Annotated in this window: 15 protein-coding genes and 1 pseudogene; 3 read left to right on the top strand and 13 right to left on the bottom strand. The window is 58.7% G+C overall.

The features are described from left to right. Positions 1-24: 24 nt before the first annotated feature. From ACRAWE_RS19295 to ACRAWE_RS19285, 3 genes are read right to left on the bottom strand one after another with little or no spacing between them, the layout of a single operon-like run. Positions 25-2,268, bottom strand: coding sequence for a TonB-dependent receptor family protein (locus tag ACRAWE_RS19295; protein WP_019454930.1), 2,244 nt, complete (start codon positions 2,266-2,268; stop codon positions 25-27). Positions 2,269-2,307: 39 nt separating this feature from the next. Continuing rightward, entirely contained in the window at positions 2,308-3,054 is a 747-nt protein-coding gene (locus ACRAWE_RS19290) for an energy transducer TonB (protein WP_019454929.1), read from the bottom strand. Between the two features lies 1 nt (position 3,055). Beyond that, positions 3,056-3,463, bottom strand: coding sequence for an ExbD/TolR family protein (locus ACRAWE_RS19285; protein WP_004933244.1), 408 nt, complete (start codon positions 3,461-3,463; stop codon positions 3,056-3,058). A gap of 555 nt (positions 3,464-4,018) precedes the next feature. Here ACRAWE_RS19285 and ACRAWE_RS19280 point away from each other — a divergent pair. Beyond that, positions 4,019-4,321, top strand: a complete 303-nt coding sequence (locus tag ACRAWE_RS19280; protein ID WP_004933246.1) for a DUF5862 family protein — start codon at positions 4,019-4,021, stop codon at positions 4,319-4,321. A 68-nt stretch (positions 4,322-4,389) separates the two neighbouring features. Here the strand turns inward: ACRAWE_RS19280 and idi are convergent, their stop codons facing one another. Genes idi through ACRAWE_RS19260 form a run of 4 tightly spaced genes read right to left on the bottom strand, consistent with a single transcriptional unit; the run spans position 4,390 to position 7,262 of the window. Next, the gene (gene idi / locus ACRAWE_RS19275; protein ID WP_043128832.1) at positions 4,390-4,953 is read right to left on the bottom strand and encodes an isopentenyl-diphosphate Delta-isomerase; all 564 of its coding nucleotides are present in this window, start codon (positions 4,951-4,953) and stop codon (positions 4,390-4,392) included. 42 nt (positions 4,954-4,995) lie between these two features. After that, a complete protein-coding gene (locus ACRAWE_RS19270) occupies positions 4,996-5,223 on the bottom strand; it encodes a non-oxidative hydroxyarylic acid decarboxylases subunit D (protein WP_071532813.1) in 228 nt (75 codons plus the stop codon). Positions 5,224-5,232: 9 nt separating this feature from the next. Further along, positions 5,233-6,660, bottom strand: a complete 1,428-nt coding sequence (locus ACRAWE_RS19265; RefSeq protein ID WP_432525767.1) for a non-oxidative hydroxyarylic acid decarboxylases subunit C — start codon at positions 6,658-6,660, stop codon at positions 5,233-5,235. Between the two features lie 2 nt (positions 6,661-6,662). Then, positions 6,663-7,262, bottom strand: a complete 600-nt coding sequence (locus tag ACRAWE_RS19260; protein ID WP_025159604.1) for a non-oxidative hydroxyarylic acid decarboxylases subunit B — start codon at positions 7,260-7,262, stop codon at positions 6,663-6,665. Between the two features lie 181 nt (positions 7,263-7,443). Between ACRAWE_RS19260 and ACRAWE_RS19255 the strand changes: the two genes are divergently transcribed. Beyond that, positions 7,444-7,860, top strand: a complete 417-nt coding sequence (locus tag ACRAWE_RS19255; protein ID WP_019453258.1) for a MarR family winged helix-turn-helix transcriptional regulator — start codon at positions 7,444-7,446, stop codon at positions 7,858-7,860. Between the two features lie 93 nt (positions 7,861-7,953). On the opposite strand, the pseudogene ACRAWE_RS19250 reads toward ACRAWE_RS19255, so the two are convergent. The 3 genes and pseudogenes from ACRAWE_RS19250 to ACRAWE_RS19240 form a co-directional block, all read right to left on the bottom strand. After that, positions 7,954-8,871, bottom strand: a pseudogene (locus ACRAWE_RS19250) (L,D-transpeptidase family protein); the annotation flags it as partial. A 233-nt stretch (positions 8,872-9,104) separates the two neighbouring features. After that, positions 9,105-9,980 carry a helix-turn-helix domain-containing protein gene (locus tag ACRAWE_RS19245; RefSeq protein WP_019453260.1) on the bottom strand — a complete coding sequence of 292 codons (876 nt, stop codon included), beginning with the start codon at positions 9,978-9,980 and terminating at the stop codon, positions 9,105-9,107. Between the two features lie 10 nt (positions 9,981-9,990). Beyond that, the gene (locus tag ACRAWE_RS19240) at positions 9,991-10,371 is read right to left on the bottom strand and encodes a hypothetical protein (protein ID WP_019453261.1); all 381 of its coding nucleotides are present in this window, start codon (positions 10,369-10,371) and stop codon (positions 9,991-9,993) included. Between the two features lie 120 nt (positions 10,372-10,491). Here ACRAWE_RS19240 and ACRAWE_RS19235 point away from each other — a divergent pair, with 120 nt between their 5' ends. Next, positions 10,492-11,313: an AraC family transcriptional regulator gene (locus tag ACRAWE_RS19235; RefSeq protein ID WP_019453262.1), complete on the top strand. Its 822-nt coding sequence runs from the start codon at positions 10,492-10,494 to the stop codon at positions 11,311-11,313. A 38-nt stretch (positions 11,314-11,351) separates the two neighbouring features. Here ACRAWE_RS19235 and ACRAWE_RS19230 read toward each other — a convergent pair whose 3' ends face one another. From ACRAWE_RS19230 to ACRAWE_RS19220, 3 genes are all read right to left on the bottom strand, one after another. Then, positions 11,352-12,488, bottom strand: coding sequence for a porin (locus ACRAWE_RS19230; RefSeq protein WP_154747154.1), 1,137 nt, complete (start codon positions 12,486-12,488; stop codon positions 11,352-11,354). Positions 12,489-12,859: 371 nt separating this feature from the next. Next, positions 12,860-13,630 carry a 3-hydroxybutyrate dehydrogenase gene (locus ACRAWE_RS19225; RefSeq protein WP_432525766.1) on the bottom strand — a complete coding sequence of 257 codons (771 nt, stop codon included), beginning with the start codon at positions 13,628-13,630 and terminating at the stop codon, positions 12,860-12,862. A 12-nt stretch (positions 13,631-13,642) separates the two neighbouring features. Next, on the bottom strand, positions 13,643-15,034 hold the full coding sequence (locus tag ACRAWE_RS19220; protein ID WP_025159601.1) for a GntP family permease: 1,392 nt from the start codon (positions 15,032-15,034) through the stop codon (positions 13,643-13,645). Positions 15,035-15,078 lie beyond the last annotated feature (44 nt).

The raw sequence follows: 15,078 nt of genomic DNA, 5'->3' as shown, positions 1-15,078 counted from the left end.
CCCGGCAGGCGGCAGGGCGTTCAGTTAAAAGGTGGCTTCCAGCGAGACGCTGAAGGTGCGTTCTTCGCCGACGTTGTAATACGGGGTGCTGGCCTTCACGCCGCCGTAAGGCGCCGCGTTGAAGGTAGTGGTGCGCACCGAGGTCAGGTATTCCTTGTCAAACAGGTTGCTGATGCCAAAGCGCAGCGCGGCGCTTTTGACGATTTTTTTGTCCACCGGCAGATGCACCCCCGCCGCCAGATCGAACACCGTGCGGCCGCCGATCTTCTCGTCGTTGGTCAAGTCGCCGTAGAACGCGCTGACGTACTTGCCGCTGACGCTGCCGTAATACAGCCCGTCGTCATAACCCAGCGTCATGTTGAGCAGGTTTTTCGGCACGTTCGGCACCTCTTTGCCGGAGGTCGGCAGCGGCAGCCCGCCGTTGCTGACGATGTCGCTCTTCTGCTTCGATTGGGTATAGGTATAAGAGGTGTAGTAGTTGAAGTTATGCGGCAGCTGGCCGCTCCACTCCAGCTCCAGCCCTTTGTTCTCCACGTTGCCGATGTTCATCATCTCGTAGTCGCCCGACGAGTTGGTGGTGGAGATCTGGCGATCGCTGTAGCGCATGTAGAACAGCGTGGCGCTCAGCAGCATGTCTTCCTGTTGGAAACGCCAGCCCAGCTCGTGGTTCCAGCTCAGCTCCGGCTTGGTGCTGAGCGAATCGCCGACGTTGTACAGCACGTAGTTCGGTGGCGTGCGCATGTTGCGCGTCAGGTTATAGAACACCTGGTTTTCCTGGTTCACCTTATAGCTGGCGCTGAAGTTCGGCAGGAATTCATGATAGGTGGCTTTGCGCTTCTCCGGCACGTTGTACAGGCTACCGCGGTTGTCCCCTTTACGCTCCACGTACTGATAGGCCAGGCCGCCGACGAAGGTCCAGTCCGGCGTGGCGAACCAGGTGTCCTGCAGCCACACCTTTTGCGCCGGGGTGATGGTGTACTGGTTGCGCCCCTGCACGGTATTGCCGTTGGCGTCCTTCACCTGATCGGAACCGCCCGGCTGCCCCCAAATCTGCGACGGGTTGCCGTCGCCCTTGATGCTGATGAACGGCTGGGTCTGCAGCTGACGCGCGCGTTCATACCAGTAGCCGATATCCAGGCTGTGCTGATCGTTAATGTCCCACTTCAGTTTGGTGGTGATGCCCGGTCGCCAGGTCTGGGTCCACGACGGGCGGTAATAGGTGTTGGACTTCAGATTGCTGAGATCGTACTGCCCGGCCTTGCTGGAGGTGTTGGACAGCACCGACGCCGTCTGGCCGGTGAAGCTGCCGCCGTTGCCCCAGTAGTAATACGGCTGCAGGGTCAGCGACAGGTTGTCGCGCAGCTGCAGCTTCTGGGTGAACGACAGCGTAAAGTTCTCGAACGGGTTGCGTTCAATCTTGTAGTACTTGTTCAACTGCCCTTTGCTGTTGTATTCCGGCGTGGTGGCGTAGTCGGTGTCACGGCCGTCGTTTTGGAACTGCGCCTTGCTCAGGGTGTTGTAGTTGGTGTTGTTCTGGCGGTTGTACTTCATCACCAGATTGCTGCTGTTGCCGTTGCCGTCTTCGTACAGCGAATTCATCTCGAACTTGTCGGAGTACAGCCGGCCCTCGCCGCGCCATTTCTTCGCCTCGGTATGCGAATAGGAAAGCCAGTTGCTGAAGCCGTTGTACTCGCCGGTATCCAGGCGGGCGAAGGTTTTGCTCAGGCTGTTGCTGCCCAGCGTCTGCTTGAGAAAACCGCCGAAATCCTTCGCCGGGCGGCGCGTCACCAGGCCGATATTGCCGCCGCTGGAACCGATGTGCGGGCCGTCCGCTTCGGAGGAGCCCTGGGTAACGAACACCTCCTCCAGGTTTTCCGCGTCGCCCAGCAGGTTCGGGTACACCGCGTAGTTGCCGGAGTCGTTGATTGGAATGCCGTCCATCGACAGACCGATCTGATCCGAGTTCATGCCACGCATGGTGTAGTCCACGCCGCTCAGGCCGCTGGCGTCGTTGCTGTTGACGTTCAGACCCGGCGTGAATTTCAGCTTATCGATGGCGTTGGCCGCCGACGGCATTTTGTCCATCGCTTCTTTGGTGACGGTGGAGCGCGCCTTGGCGCTGTCGTCCTGCACCATCATGCCGCCGCCGAGCGACTGCCCCTTGACGCTGATGGTGCCGACATCGGTGGCGTCGGCCGCCAGCGCGGCGCCCGGCAGCATCGCCGACATCACCGCCAGATAGATCCCAGAACGATTGAAAGATTTCATGGTGTGCATCCCTTAAAAATCAAACGATTAACTCTTGCGCTAAGGCGCCTGATAATTGAACGTCGCGGTAAATCTTTTGGTTGTTTGCCCGGCGAACGCGTCGCTCGGGAATGGCTTCACTGAACTGATGCTTTGCAGGCTGCTCATCGCCGCGCGGTTCAGCAGCATGCTGGCGGCCTTGTTGGCGATGCCGGAAGAGAGCACCCGCCCGCTGCGATCGACCTCCAGCCACACCTCGACGTTGCCCTGCGGGCGCTCGAGCGAGGCCTGACGGCCGGTCGGGTAGCGCTTGCGCTGTTCCAGCTCGCGGCGCAAGGCCAGCAGATAGCCGTTTTCAATCGCCTGCGCGTTCACCTTCGGCGCCGCGGGGGCAGCCGGCGCGGGCTGCGCCGCCGGTTTGCTGACCAGCGCGCGCGGCGCGGCTGGCGCCGGCGTCGGTTTAGGCTTTTCCACCGGTTTGGCTTTCTCTTTTACCGGTTTCGGTTTGGGTTTCGGCTGCGGTTTCGGCACCGGCTTGGCTTCCACGATCGGTTCCGGCGCCGGCACCACCGGCTCGGGAATCGGCTCCGGCTCGGGCGGCGGCGGTTCGGGCTGGGGCTCCGGCGGCGTTTCCGGTTGAGGTTCAGGCGCCGGTTCAGGCTCCACCAGCGCCAGTTCGATGGCGGTTTCGTCGTAGCGCGGCTGGATCTTCAGCGCCGCCTGCTGGCTGGCGAACAGCAGGCAACCGGCGACAATCAGCGCCGGCAACCAGCTGAAAAGATGACGTGAGCGATAGAGCAGATACATGTCACAGCTTCCGTGTCGCGATGGAGACGGAGAAGAAACCGCCCTGGCGCAGGTTGTCCATGACCGCCACCAGCCGCTCGACCGCCACGCCTTTATCGCTGTTGACGATGATGGTGGTGGTCTGGTTGGCCTGCTGCTGTTGCTTCAGCGTGTTGACCAACGCGTCGAGCGCGATCGGCTGGCCATCCAGCTGCAGCTGCTCATCAGCCCCCAGCGTAATGATCGCCTTCTTCTGCGGTTTCAGCTGCTGCGCACTGCCGGCGGACGGCAGCTGCGTTTTCAACCCGAGCGCCGGAATGACGTTCAGGCTGATCAAGACGAAAAACACCAACAAGAACATCATCACGTCGATCATCGGGATCAGTTCGATGTGCGCTTTATTCTTTTTCGGTTCGTTCCAGTTACGCATGACACTCCCTCCCAAAAGCGAAGCAGCCAATATAGGAGGGCTTTGTTTACCTTTTGTTACGCTTGTGTGATCTTATTTTCACAGTGTGGATTTTTTGCGAGAATTTTTTCAATGGCAGGAGATAGCGGAAGAGATATAACTTATTAATTAGTTATAGTTTTTAATGGAATAATCACAATGCGGACGTACTCCCTGACCGGTAACAGAGCCTGAAATGTGAGAATAGTGACAGCCACAGCGGGCTGCGCGGCAAAGGCGGGAAAAAGCCCCCTTAGAGAAATCGCCTCAGCCCATCCACAATAAGGGCATGATGAGTTTTCCAGCGGCGTTTCCAGTGATATCGCCTTTTTTAACCAAGAATATTCTCAACATCTGTCATAAAAATATCGACAGGAAATAAATGCTCGCATATATAACCAAACAATATTCCTCATTGGATATATTATTGCCAACAGATTATCAGCTGTTATATTTTTAAAGTGGAGTAGCGCCACAGCGTTATTCTCGGTGTTAATTAAACCCACTAAGTCACCCTTTTATTTATAAGGAATGTATATGAAAGTACTTAGTCAATATGAAGAGCAGTACGTCAGCGGTGGCGATCTGAACGCGGCCTGGGATGGGTTGCTGGATGGCGCGATGACCGGCGCGCTGATTGCAGGCAAATCCGCAGGTGCAGGCGGCTTCATTGCCGGCGCCGTCGGCCAATTGGTCGGCACTATCATCGGCGGCGTTGCAGGCGGCGTGGGGCTGGGTCTTTATGGTCTGACGCATACGCAGCAGGAAGTGGCCGACTACGCCAAACATTTCCGCGAAACTATCGGCTCCACCTCGACCTCGGTCGGCGGCAGCCTGTAAGCATTAATAAATAGTCACCCTTGCGGTGGCTATTTATTTTATTGCCGTCCTTGCCCTACGTCGCCCGCTTAACGCTTTGTCACGATCGCATCCCGATATTCTTTCAAGCCTGAAATTATCGCGTCGGTATTCAATTGCGAAACCATCCACGGGCTGAAACCGAAAGGCGTTAATTTTACCGCCGCCATTAAATGGTTGAGCTCGACCCACGCATAATCCACCACTTCATCCGGATTAGCATAGAGAGCGCCTTTACTATGCGCGGCAAATACCGGGCAGACCTCATTCTCCATCACGCCGGACGCGTCGGTCGCCTGATAACTGAAGGCGTCGCTCAGCAACGTTATCTGCTCGGCTTCCGTGCCCAACTCAACCTGGGCACGGCGCATCACCGCCTGCGCCAGCGCTTCTTGCGGCAAAGGGTGGCCGCAAAAGGAATTGGTCCAGACTCCCGGCCAGGCGGTTTTGCTCAAGGCGCGTCTTGTGACCAGCACGTTGCCCTCTGGGGTGAACAGATAGCAGGAAAAGGCCAAATGCAGCGGCGTATGGCGCGTGTGGACCTGGTTTTTGGGCATCGTCCCGCAAGGCTGCCAGGCGGCATCAAGCAAAACGACGTCTTCATTTTTCATCATTGCCATATCCATGTACAGGCGGGCCTTTCCCCGCCTGCGGTTTCATTTTGTCAAAAGAGGAGGAATGGTCGGCACTTCCGGCGCATTATCGATATCCTGCTGAATCATACGAAACTCGGGCGGATAATGCTCCCGTTCCGTTCTGCGAGCGGGTTCGGTACTCCGCCAGGTATAAAGGCAGTGTTGACACTGGTATACCGTCCACACGCCCTTGACCGGAGAATGCGCCATGGCATCTATCTGTTTATCGGCACAACGAGGACAAATCATAGGAGCTCCTTAAGGACGGTTAGCCAACATGGCGATTAATTTATCCACCCACAGGGCGGTTTCGGGTAAATCCTTGACCGGCTGGCTGTAGTGGCCACGCGTATCCGGAGCCACCGGCGTTGTCGCATCGATGATTAATTTGTCCGTGATCCCCGCCGGGCTGGAGCCGGGATCCAGCTCGAGCACCGACATGTTCGGCAACTGCACCAGATCGCCGGCCGGGTTGACCTTGGCGGACAGCGCCCACATAACCTGCGGCAGGTTGAAGGGATCGACATCCTCATCGACCATGATCACCATTTTCACATAGCCCAGCCCATGCGGCGTGGTCATGGCCCGCATTCCCACCGCGCGCGCGAAACCGCCGTAACGCTTTTTGGTGGAGATGATGACGAGCAACCCGTGGGTATACATCGCATTGACCGCCTGCACTTCCGGAAACTCGGCTTTCAACTGCTGATACAGCGGCACGCAGGTAGCCGGCCCCATCAGATAGTCGATTTCTGTCCAGGGCATGCCCAGATAAAGGGATTCAAAAATTGGGCGTGTTCGATAAGAAACCTTATCGATACGCACCACCGTCATGTTGCGGCCGCCGGAATAATGGCCCGTAAACTCGCCGAACGGGCCTTCAATCTCGCGCTTGCGGCCCTCAATCACCCCTTCGATGATCACTTCGGAACCCCACGGCACATCAAAGCCGGTCAAAGGAGCCGTTGCTATCGGATACGGGCTTTCGCGCAGGGCGCCGGCCATCTCATACTCCGACTGATCGTATTTCAGCGGCGTCGCCCCCATCAGCGTAATGATCGGGTCATTACCCAACGTAATGGCAATAGGCAAATCTTCACCGCGCTCTTCCGCTTTATGCAGATGCAGCGCGATGTCGTGCATCGGTACCGGTTGCAGACCCAGCTTGCGCTTGCCCTTCACCTCCATACGATAGATGCCGACGTTTTGCTTGCCGAAGTGGGTCGGATCTTCAGGATCACGGGAAACGACACAGGCTTTATCCAGGTAGAATCCACCGTCGCCGTCGTTTAGGCGAAACAGCGGCAGGATATCAAACAGATTAATCTCCTCGCCGTTGACCTCATTCTCGGCCCAGGGCGGATTATCGCGGCGTTCCGCAGAGACAGGGAAATGATCCCAGCGGCGAATATACTCATCGATTTGCTGTTTCACCGGCGTGGTCGGCGGAAGCTCCAGGGCTATGGCGTGATTCTGCCATGACCCAAGGGTATTCATGACCACATGCGCATGTTCAAAGCCTTTAATGTTCCTGAATGCAATGGCGGGGGCGCCTTCACCGATTCTGCCGGTGGCGTTGGCCGCCGCGGCAATATCCGGTTCCGCCTGAACTTCCTCGGTGATATCGAGTAATTGTCCGGCCTTATCCAGCGCCGCTAAATAACTTCGCAGATCGTCATAAGCCATATTTAATCCTCCTCGGTGTCAGTGGTTTTTTGGCCATTCTTTTTTAATCCGGCCCAGCGCGTTGCCCGGCCGTAATCAATGCCAAATTGATCCAGAACCCGTGCGACAATATGATCGGTGACGTCATCGATATGAGTAGGATGGTTATAATAAGCGGGCATTGGCGGCACCAATGACACTCCTAATTTCGAGAGCGCGAGCATATTTTCCAAGTGAATGGTGCTCAGTGGCGTTTCTCTGGGAACCAGCACCAATTTCCGCCCTTCTTTGATAATCACATCCGCCGCTCGGCCAATAAGACCCTCGGCATAACCAGCTCGAATACCCGCCAACGTTTTCATGCTGCAGGGAATAATGATCATGCCGTCCGTATGAAAAGAACCTGAAGATATCGTGGCGGCCTGATCGGCAGAACTGTGTGTCACATCAGCCATCGCCATCACTTCATGCACGGTGAAGTTTGTTTCGAGTTCAATGGTCGTTTTGGCCCACTTACTCAAGATCAAATGCGTCTCTATCCCCTCGATGGCCTTCAGCGCCTGAAGCAGCGCCGTGCCTAGCGGCGCCCCGGTCGCCCCCGTCATCGCGATCACCAGTCTCATGCAACACCTCACAAAGTTCGTATACGAACGATATGTCAAATCTAGTCCCGAGATGGCGATAAAACAAGTGGGCGAGATGTAACCGTTCGTAAGCGAACGACCTATCAAGGCAAGTATCTCTTACCGGCCGGTTTTGTTATATTGATATTATTACTCGCTTTTTTCTCGCTGGGATAAACGTATGAACAGAACGCTGGCCAATACTTTTTTCCATCTCATCCGTGAGCTGCTTCAGGATCATAGTGCTCAATGGCAAAAATCGCTTCCTGAACTCAGCAAACAGCAATATTCCATTCTGGCCACCGTTTCAGAAACTCCGGGCATTGAACAAGTCGAATTAATGGAAGCGGCGATCAGCAGTAAAGCCGCGCTGGCCGAATTGCTCAGCCGCATGGAAGGGAAAGGTCTGTTAAAACGGGAAGCCGGCGAGCATGATAAGCGCCGCCGATTTATTTACCTGACGCCTGCAGGGCAGGCGCTGTTCGAATCCAGCCGCCCCATTGCCGACGCGATTGATAATAGATATCTCGAACGGGTCAATAAAGACCAACATGAATCGGCGCTTTTCGTTTTAAAGACGATGATAGGGAAGCAATAAATTCGCCGCGCCAACAGCGTGCGGCTGAAAGCATAAAAAAAGACGCCCGCGGGCGTCTTTTTTATCTCGTTCACAGCAGCCTGAGGGCGATCAGTTCACTTTCACCGGCATGCCGGAACGGGCCTTGATCGCCGCGTCCACTTCGCTCTGATTGACGCCGGCGTCCATCAGCACTTTGCCGACCGGGGCGGAGATAGTCAGCGGCACCGGATCTTTGGATTGCAGCTGCTCTTCGTTGGCCGACAGCGGGTTGTGCACTTCCACGTAGCGCGAGCCGTCCGGTTCCACGGTGGCTTTCATCGGTTCGTTGATGAACTGCACGCGGGTGCCGACCGGCACGTTCTGGAACAGGTACTTGATATCGTCGGCGCGCAGGCGCACGCAGCCGTGGCTCACGCGCAGGCCGATGCCGAAGTTGGCGTTGGTGCCGTGAATGGCGTACAGACGGCCGACATACAGCGCGTACAGCCCCATCGGGTTATCCGGGCCTGCCGGGAACACCGCCGGCAGGATTTCGCCTTCTGCCGCATATTCGGCGCGCATTTTGGCGGTCGGCGTCCAGGTCGGGCCATCTTTCTTGCGCTGAACGGTGGTGGTCCAGTTCAGCGGGGTGTCTTTACCAAGCTGGCCGATGCCGATCGGCAGCACCACCACGGTGTTGGAGCCTTTCGGGTAGTAGTACAGACGCATCTCGGCGCTGTTGATGATGATGCCGTCACGCGGCGCGTCCGGCAGGATCAGCTGCTGTGGGATGGTCAGGGTGCTGCCGGCCTTCGGCAGGAACGGATCCACGCCCGGGTTGGCTTCCAGCATGTTGCTCAGCCCCATCTGATACTGGGCGGCGAAGCTTTCCAGCGGCAGTTTGCTGTCTTCCGGTACAGTGATTTGGATATTCTCGCCCACCAAGCGGCTGTCTTTAGGCGGCAGCGGGTAAACGACGGCGAAGGCAGCCTGGCTGAATGCAACCAGTGCCGTAAACAGGGTTAATAACGCGCGAATGCTCATTTTCATCTTCGTGTTGGTCAAGGCCACTGGCGATTATGGGTATCGGTTTCTACGGCCACCTTGCCCCGATGAATTTCAGCCGGCAGCCAAGCGCGCTGCGGCCTGAAAGACCAGGGGGGATTTGACCGGATGCGCATTATATGTGCACATCAATCAAAGTGTGAACCATTACCGATGTAATATCGCAATTTTTTGTAACCTGACGCGCCACGAAGGCGATTTTCTGCGAGAACCGCCGCCTAACTGGCGGCGGCCAGCACCTCCACCCGCCGGATCGGGATCAGATACTCACAGCGGATCGCCGCGCCGCCGAGCGGGCTGCTGCCCTCCTGCGCCGGGTAGAAACGCTCGATATCCTGCCCTGGCCGGCGAATGGCATTCATCTGCGGCATCGCGGTGTCATAAAGCCGGACGATAAAGTTTTGTAACCCTTCGACCTGCCCCTGATAGGTAAAGCGAGCGTACTCCCCCTGTTCGATGAGCACCCGCTCCCCCACAGCCCCTTCGTCCGGCAACGCGGCGGTGTAGGCCATGCGCGGATTGCCGCGCCGCTGCCTGTCGATCTCCAGGCTGGTGAGGCCATACATCACCTCCGGCAGCGCCTGCGGCCGCAGCAGTTGCCGCCAGGCGTGGCGGCGCAGCTCGCACTTGGAGGCCGCCAGCTGCCCCAGCGTGCAGTGGCGGCGTTGAGTGTGCCCCACCAGCTGCATCGCGGGCAGCGTCACGATTTCCGCCTGCGGCAACGGCGCTTCGGTCAGCCGCAGCGGCGGCTGCAGGCCATAGCTCGACCAATCCTGACTGCGGCGATAGCTGGCCGGCGGCAGGCCGAACTGCTTGCGAAAACAACGGGTGAAGGTCTGCTGCGAATCGAACTGGTAAGTATCGGCGATGCAGGCCACGCTGGTGCCGGTCAGGCGCAATTCGCGCGCGGCGGCGGTCAACCTTCTGCGGCGCGCATAGGTGCCAAGGATATGGCCGGTTTGCTGTTTGAACATCCGCTGCAAATGCCACTTCGAGTAGCCGGAGCGGGCGGCGATATCGTCCAGCGTCAGCGGCTGATCCAGGCTCTGCTCGATCCAGGCCAGCAGTTGTTCAATCACCTGTTGCTGATGCATGGTATTCCCCTTATTTGATCAATAACGTCTGCGCCAGCACCCGGCCAGCGGCTTCGTCGGCGGCCACCAGCACCGGATAGCCCCAAAATTTGGCGCCATATTCGGCGAACTCTTCCGCCGCCGTGCGTTTGGCGTCGTCCGGCTCCAGCATGATCATGCCTTTCACCCATAGCTTCAGCGCCTCGCGGTTATCACGTTTCCACAGCGCCACCTGAGTGCGGGCATCGCGATCGTGCCCCTCTTCTTCTTCATCGCCGACGCTGCGGTCGGTCATCAGGACGAACGGCTCGGCGCGCGCCAGCAGCGCGCTGAATTCGGCCAAATCGGCCTGGGTATCGCGCCCGCTGCGGCGCATCCACACCAGCGGAAAATCGGCGGTATCCAATGACATAATCAGTTTCCTCACGAAAGGGTTTAGCACTGGCGCTTACTTTATCGGCAGCGGCGCTAGACCACATTGCGCAATCAGGACATAATACTTTTCAATTCCGCCAAATTGAGAATTGTTCTCATGAAAGTACAGATCCCCCGCCACTGTCTGGATATCGATCAGGTGCCGCGCCCGCTGTTTGCCTTGCAAGGTTCCACCCTCGAGCAGGACTGGGAAGTCGAGCCGCACCGTCATCAGAAGGCGCAGCTGATCTACACGGTACGCGGCATGATCCGCTGCGAAGTGGAAAACGGGCTATGGCTGGTGCCGCCGCAGTGCGCGCTGTGGATGCCGGGCAACGTGTTGCACAACGCCCAGGGCGCCGGCTCCACCGAGGCCTACTGCCTGTTCGTCGATCAACATGCCGCCGCCGGTCTGCCGCAAAACTGCTGCACGCTGTCGGTCTCGCCGCTGCTGCGCGAGCTGCTGCTGCAGGCCAGCACCTTCGAGCCGCTCTACGACGAACAGGGCGCCGAGGGGCGCCTGACGGCGGTATTGCTGGACCAGCTGGCGGCCGCGCCGATCGAGAACCTGCATCTGCCGGTGTCCGACGACGCGCGCATCCGGCAGTTGACCGAAGGCATGCTGAGCAGCCCGGCGGACAAATCCACCCTCGGGCAGTGGGCGCAGCGCATCGGCATGAGCGAGCGCTCCCTCAGCCGCACCTTGCAGCAGCAGATGGGCATGAGCTTCGGCCACTGGCGGCGCCAGCTGCACGTGATGCTGGCGCTGCAGCGCTTGACGCAGGGCGAGAGCGTACAGACGGTGGCGCTGGATTTGGGCTACGAGAGCGCCAGCGGCTTCGTCACCATGTTCAGAAAGGCGGTGGGCAAACCGCCGGCGCGCTACCTGGCGGAGCGCAACGCCTCTGGAGAAACCCTGGGCGGCGCGATAACCATGTGAAAAAGCCGGCGCAGGCGCCGGCTTGGAGCAGGTGAAAATCAGAAGTCGTAGAACACCGTAATCCAGGTGGAGTCCGGCTCATTGTCGCTGCTGTTGGCCAAGGTGCGCTCCACATACACCGACAGACCGTAACCGATGGTGGTGCCCGCGCCGAGGTAAACGTGGTTGGCGTGATACGCCTCGTCACCCTTCAGCCGCAGCGAGTCCGCCGCCACGTAAGGCTGGATCGATTTGAGAAACGGCTTGTCGATATTGAAGGTGTAACCGACGAAGCCTTCCAGCCCGTAGCCGTCGCCGGCGAAGAAATGCGACAGCGTGCGCTGGCGAGTGCTCGGCACATAGTCTTTGTAGTAGCTGGCGGTGCCGACGATATACCAGTTGTTCGGCTGCCAGGTTAACGCGGTGCCGGACAGCTGCTGGTGATAATCTTTTTCGCTGTACAGATTATCTTTGATCTTCGCATCGGTATAACTGTAGGCGGCGCTGAAGGTGAAGTCTTTCGTCACCTTATAATCGAAGCCCAGCCCGCCGCCGCCCTTGCGGCGATAAATCAGGTTATCCGCGGTGTGCAGATCGTCTTCCGGCAATAAATAGTTGGCGTACAGCGTCACCGGCCCAAAATCATTGGTGTACTTGATGCTGTTTTTCGGTTTATTGCCGCCGTCGTAGTCGCCGGAAATACCGATGCCGGTGCCGCCCGCATGGCCATCGTTATCCCAGACGTCGCTTTTGATGCCGACCACGGAATAATAGATGCCGTATTGATGGCCGTAGGTCAGGGTGCCGTAACGATCGTCTTTAAAACCGGCGTACAGCTGGCGCTGATAGTCGCGCTTGCCGTCTTCGTTATAGTGCCCGTCCCAGCTGAGCGCGTGCGCCAGATCGACGCCCCACTCGTAATAGCCGATGATCGAGGTGTCCCGCGTCAGCGCATAGTCGCCGCTGAAGCGAAAACGCGTGCCGCCGTCGTGGCCGTTTTTGTCATAGCCCGGCTCCGGGCCGTTATTGAAGATCCACTCGGGGCGAATGCTGCCGCCCACCTTTAAACTGAGCGGCGCCAGCAACACATTGCTCTGCGGGTTTTTATCCAGAATGGTGATCTCGGCCTGCGCGCCGGCGGAAATCGCCGACAGCAAGACGCCGCCAATGACGATTGGCGTTGTGGTTTTTCTCATTATTACCCCTGCCCTAAAAAGAATTATTTTTATAAATACGGTGGTCTTAAGCCACGCCAAAATAATTACCCGATGTGAACAGCGCACGCAAGATATAAAAATTCACGCCATAACCTGCCATTATTTCAGGTTGGATTTAATTTCAGCAAAAACGTGTTCACCTGTAACATGGAGAAAAACAATGTAATAACTGCAGCACGAAACAAACCAATCCGCACGTTTCATCCAAAATAACCCGGCGTGATTATCTGGGAATAATGATAGCAAATAACAAATAAATATTATTGCCGCAGGTAAACCGTCACGCGAGGGAATTAATTAAAGGCGGGAAATAACGACGGAGCGCATTGCGCGCTCCGGGGAAAATCTCACTACTGCGCCAGCCAGCCGCCGTCCATGTTCCAGGCGGCGCCGCGCACCTGCACCGCCGCATCGCTGCACAGGAACAGCGCCAGCTCACCGAGCTGCTCTGGCGTGACGAACTCTTGCGACGGTTGCTTCTCCGCCAACAGCTCATCGCGCGCCTGCTGCGGATCGGTACCGGCGGCGATGCGTTTGTCGATCTGCTGCTGCACCAGCGGCGTCAGCACCCAGCCGGGGCAGATGGCGTTGCAGGTGACGGGCGTGCGGGCCGTTTCCAGCGCCAGCGTCTTGGTCAGCCCCACCACGCCGTGCTTGGCCGCCACATAGGCCGACTTGTCTTTCGACGCCACCAGCCCGTGCACCGACGCCACGTTGATGATGCGCCCCCAGTGGCGCTCGCGCATGCCCGGCAGCGCCAATCGGCAGGTATGGAACACCGCCGACAGATTGATGGCGAGGATGGCATTCCATTTCTCCACCGGGAACTGATCCAGCGGCGCCACGTGCTGAATGCCGGCGTTGTTCACCAGAATATCCACGCCGCCGAACTCGCGTTCGGCATAGTGCATCATGTCCGCTATCTGGGCCGCATCGCCGAGGTCGGCACCGTGATACCCCGGCGCGCTGCCCAGCCGGGCGACCTGCGCTTGCGCCTGCTCCACCTCGCCGAAGCCGTTGAGGATCACGCGCGCGCCGGCGGCGGCCAACACGGACGCTATTCCGAGGCCGATGCCGCTGGTCGAGCCGGTCACCAGCGCGGTTTTGCCTTGTACACTCATGGTATCGCTCCTTTAAACAATGCCGGTCAGGTAGAACACGCCGATCACGAACAGCACCGCGGCGCTCTTGATAAGGGTGATGGCGAAGATGCCGCCATAGGCCTGCCTATGGCTGAGGCCGGTGATCGCCAGCAGGGTGATCACCGCGCCGTTGTGCGGCAAGGTGTCCATGCCGCCGCTGGCCATCGAGGCCACCCGGTGCAGCACTTCCAGCGGGATATGCGCGGCGTGGGCGGCGGCCACGAAATTATCGGCCATCGCCGCCAGCGCGATGCTCATGCCACCGGAGGCCGAGCCGGTGATACCGGCCAGCAAGGTGACGCTGATCGCTTCGTTCAGCAGCGGATTGGGGATCGCCGACAGCGCCTGCGACAGCACCAAAAAGCCCGGCAACGCCGCGATCACCGCGCCGAAGCCGTATTCGGAGGCAGTATTCATCGCCGCCAGAATTGCGCCGCCGACCGCCGTCTTGCTGCCCTCCGCCAGCCGGCCGCGAATATTGCCAAAGCCGAACACCACCACCAGCAGAATACCCGACACCAGCGCCGCTTCCACCGCCCAGATGGCGGTGATCTTCGCCACGTCGGTGGTGATCGGCTTGGCCAGCCCCGGCAGCGTCAGCTCGTGGCTGGCGCCGTACCACTGCGGGATCCAATGGGTGAAGGCAAGGTTGAATACCCCGACCAGAATCAACGGCAGGATGGCGATCAGCGGATTCGGCAGGTTGATATCGTCCGGGGTTTCCGGTTCGTTCAGCAGCTCGGTGCCATACCCTTCGCCTTTCAGCTGCGCCTTGCGCCGCTGGCGTTCAAGATACAGCAGACCGACCGCGATGATGAACAGCGAGCCAATCAGCCCCAGCCAGGGCGCGGCCCAGGCATTGGTGCCGAAGAAGCTGGTCGGGATGATGTTTTGGATCTGCGGCGTGCCGGGCAAGGCGTCCATGGTGAAGGAGAAGGCGCCGAGTGCCACGGTGGCCGGGATCAGCCGCTTGGGGATGCCGCTCTGGCGGAACAGCTCGGCGGCGAACGGATAGACCGCGAACGCCACCACGAACAGCGACACCCCGCCGTAGGTCAGCAGCGCGCACACCAGCACGATCACCGGAATGGCGTGACGCCGGCCGAGAATGCGGATCGCCGCCGCGACGATCGAACGGGAAAAACCGGACAGTTCGATCAGCTTGCCGAATACCGCCCCCAGCAGGAACACCGGGAAATAGAGCTTCACGAAGCCGACCATTTTCTCCATAAACAGCCCGGTGAAGGTCGGCGCCACCGCGCCGGGGTCGGTCAACAGCACCGCGCCCAGCGCGGCGATCGGGGCGAACAAAATCACGCTGTAGCCGCGGTAGGCGGCCAGCATCAGTAATCCCAGTGCTGCCAGGGCAATCAAAACGCTCATCGGACACCTCGCTATCGTTGTTATTGTCAGGTACGGAGTGCGAA

The organism is Serratia sp. BFP-2025 (assembly GCF_050880365.1).
Classification (GTDB): domain Bacteria; phylum Pseudomonadota; class Gammaproteobacteria; order Enterobacterales; family Enterobacteriaceae; genus Serratia; species Serratia surfactantfaciens.
The sequence above is the reverse complement of the archived record's forward strand: the minus strand, read 5'-3'. Positions and strand labels throughout refer to the sequence as shown.